The sequence below is a fragment of the Candidatus Dependentiae bacterium genome (assembly GCA_018897535.1).
In the GTDB taxonomy this organism is placed as follows: domain Bacteria; phylum Babelota; class Babeliae; order Babelales; family UASB340; genus UASB340.
In genome coordinates this window covers 1-3,755 of record JAHIKO010000017.1, presented here as the reverse complement: position 1 = coordinate 3,755, position 3,755 = coordinate 1, and the positions used below count along the sequence as shown (strand labels likewise).

The 3,755-nt window shown below is 28.8% G+C and carries 3 protein-coding genes; all 3 read right to left on the bottom strand.

The window, feature by feature from the left end:
- On the bottom strand, positions 1 to 1,681 hold a 1,681-nt coding region (gene metG / locus KKE07_00845; protein MBU4269410.1), incomplete at its 3' end, for a methionine--tRNA ligase.
- 1 nt (position 1,682) lies between these two features.
- Positions 1,683 to 2,873 carry a signal peptidase I gene (gene lepB, locus KKE07_00840; GenBank protein MBU4269409.1) on the bottom strand — a complete coding sequence of 397 codons (1,191 nt, stop codon included), beginning with the start codon at positions 2,871 to 2,873 and terminating at the stop codon, positions 1,683 to 1,685.
- A gap of 1 nt (position 2,874) precedes the next feature.
- The coding region (locus KKE07_00835) for an extracellular solute-binding protein (protein ID MBU4269408.1) at positions 2,875 to 3,755 on the bottom strand (881 nt) is incomplete at its 5' end.

Sequence of the window (3,755 nt, the reverse complement as noted above, 5' to 3'; positions counted from 1 at the left end):
GCTCACATTCCAAAATAGTCCCCACAACTAATTTTACTTTTGCAAAGTCATCGATGGTTATAAAATCATCTACTACATTTGTCTCCTCTTTTTTTAAAAGATCAGCCTTATTGGTATCCACCGTACCCTCCGGTCTTATAAATAACTGTCCATCCAATTTTTTCAAAACAAATTTTTTATTCCAAATATTTGATCTTAAATCAATTTCATAATTATTATTCAAATCAAAATTATGTCCAATAGAAGTCAAAAGCTCTTCCATTTTTTTAGGCATTACAGGCCATAAAAGAATCCCTATTGAGTATAGGCTATGTAATACAGCATAAATAACTTCTGCAAATAATTCTTTATCTTGCTTGACTAAAGCCCAAGGCTTTTGATCATGGAAAAAGGCATTAACATCTGAAATAAATTTCCATAACTCAGAAAGAGCTACATGAAAATTATAATGATTCATTTCATCGGAAAATATTCTAAAAGCTTCTTCACATCTAGTTTTTAATGCTATAGTCTTTGCCTCTAAAACATCCGGCGCCATAACTTGAGTCAAATTATTATTTAAAGCTAAAGTTAAAGTTCTATTTAAAAGATTTCCCAAATTATTTGCCAAATCTGAAGCAATTCTATTTTCAAGATCTTTTATTTCAAAATGGCCATCCTGATTTATTGGCATCTGACGCAATAAATAATATCTAATTTGTTCAACACCATATAATTTTGCAAGTTCAACAGGATCTGCTGCATTACCCATAGATTTGGACATTTTTGCTCCATCGGTCAAAATATAACCATGAACCAAAAGTTTTTTAGGCAAAACAATATTGGCAGACATCAAAAAAGAAGGCCAATATACGGCATGAAATCTAACAATATCTTTTGCCATAACTTGTAAATCTGCAGGCCAAAATTGATTAAATAAATTTTCGTCTTCTTTTTTATCAGAGCCAAATCCAATAGCACTGATATAATTTGTTAATGCATCTGTCCATACATATGCCGTATGTGTAGAATCCCAAGGTAATTGGATACCCCACTTAATATTTTTTCTTGAAATACTTAAATCTTTTAATCCCGATTTAACAAAAGAAATTACTTCGTTTAATTTTTCTTTAGGTGTTATAAAATTAGGATTTTTTTCATAAAATTCCAATAGTCTGTCCTGATAAGCAGAAAGTCTAAAAAAATAACTTTCTTCTTGGAGCTCTTTTAATTTTCTATTGCATGATGGACAAAGATAACAACCGTCAGAATCTTTTTTTATTTCAGAATTTATTGTTACATATGTTTCACACGGAACACAGTACCAGCCGGAATATGTAGATTTATAAATATCACCATTTTCATACATAATATTTAAAATCTTTATAACTGCTTGTTCATGTTTTTTATCTGTTGTTCTTATGAATTGATCATATTCAAGTTCAAATAATTGCCATACGTTTTTAAACGCAGGGATCATTGTATCAACAAATTTTTTAGGCTCTAAATTATTTTTTACAGCGGCTTCTTCTACTTTTTGACCATGCTCATCGGTACCTGTAAGAAAATATGTTTTTTTGCCTAAAATTTTATTCCAACGAGAAACCGTATCCGCAATTAAAGTAGAATACAAAGTTCCAAGATGCGGCTTACTATTAACGTAATAAATTGGAGTTGTTACATAAAATTTATTTTTATTCATTTTATTTTATCCATTTAAAAAATCTATTTAAACGAACAGATTTTGTCCAAAAATCTATTGGATGTTTTAGTAACTCAAAAATCCACAATGCTTCTTCACTATCAACAGAATAGATGATAAAGCTTGCTCTGCCATGAATTAATTTTTCATCAAGAAGGCCCCAAAATCTACTATCTCTGCTGTTTTTACGACTATCGCCCATAACCCAATAATTACCATGTGGAATTGTAATCGGTCCAAACTCATCAACACTATGGCCAGACTGATCATACTCATACTCAGGAGAATAAGCATATTTTAAAAATGGAGTATTATCAGCTCGTCTTATTATATTTTTAGAATCCATATTATAAAAAGGCTGATTGGATAAAGATTTAGATGGATCATATGTATAATTAACAATTTTAAGAGTCTTTCTTAAGAAACTTGGTATAACAAACGGGCCAAAAGATTCAAACGGAATTAATCCTGTTGATTTTATAAGACGTATCAATGGATATGGATTAACATACAAAGATTCATCAAGTTTTTCACCATTACGATATATTACAGTTTTACCGTCTTCAATTCTACCTTCAATTGTATCACCGGGAATTGCTATAACTCTTTTTACCCAATTATCCGGACCGGAGCCAAGACCTAAGAGTGAAATTGGAAATCCTATATATTTTTGCCAAAAATAATTAATACTATTTGATTTATCATATATAAATTCAGGATTATCAAAAATTACACAATCGCCACGATTTACTTTATTGAAAAAATAAATCATTTTATTTCCCCAAATCCTATCACCAACCAAAATTGTTTTTTCAGCAGAACCCGTTGGAACATGATAAAGACCAAAAATATATGTGCGCAATACAAAAACCAACGCACCAGCAAAAACTATCGATTCAACCCACTGTCTCCAGACAGGTTTTGTAATATCGTACAGTTTTTTATATAATTTTTTAAACTCTTTTATCTTTTTCTTTAATGTAACCTTTACAGGTTCACCTTCAACTGTTGATACAAATTCTTCATCTATCTCTTTTGATAAAGCCTCAACTTTTTCAAACAAATTTAACGCATTTTTATGTAATTCCAAATCACTTTTTAATGCAAATTTTTTAATAACATTTTTATAATAATCTTTTTTTTCTTTAAATTTTATATTAATTTTGTCAAAATTTTCTTTCAAATTGTTCATTTCAATTCCTATCTTTTTTTGTAAGCTGAACTTCCAGCCACATATCATCAATTTTTTTCATATCCATTTCATTGTCCAATAAATATAATTTGGCAAAAGTTTTATCATCCGGATAAAACGAATTATTTTTTAAAAACCTTGGATTTGCCATCTTATAAGCTAATTCATTGGATGGATTGTAACCATACTTTTCACTATTATAAAAAATAATATCTTTAGATATTAAATAGTCTATAAATTTATGAACCAAATCAATTTTATTACTTTCTTTTGGAATTACCAAATTATCAATCAATAAAATAGATCCTTGATCTGGAATCACATAATCATACTTATCACTTAATTCCAAAACTTTTTTTGCAAATGCACTTGACGTGACAGCTAATGGCACCACGTCGGAAAATAAATAATATTGCAAACTTGAGAGCATATAAATTTCAACCCATTCTTTTTGATTTGTAAGAATATTTTTTATTTTTTCCAATTCTAAATGAGTTAACTTATCAGTTCGACCAAGTAAATAAATAGCTGCCATCATAAAAGCTTCTTTGGAACTATCTATCATACATATTTTAAATTTCAAATCATTTGGTTTATTAAAAATAATGTCCCAATTTATATTAAAATTTCTGCACTTTTCTTTATTAAAAACTATACCATCAGTGGACCAGAAATATGGGATGGAATATGAATTATTTTTATCAAAATACTTTCCAATTAAACGTCTATCCAAATATTTAAAATTAGATATTTTTTTTGTATCAATTTTTGCTAAAAGATCTTGCTGAACAAGCAATTCAACCCAACTATCTGAAGGAGTTATCAAATCATAACCTTTTCCACGACTGATTTTAAATTTAGCGTAAAGCTCTTCATTTGTAT

Coding starts and splice junctions, on each gene's coding strand:
- lepB (MBU4269409.1), bottom strand. CDS start 2,873: ATGAACAATTTGAAAGAAAATTTTGACAAAATTAATATAAAATTTAAA.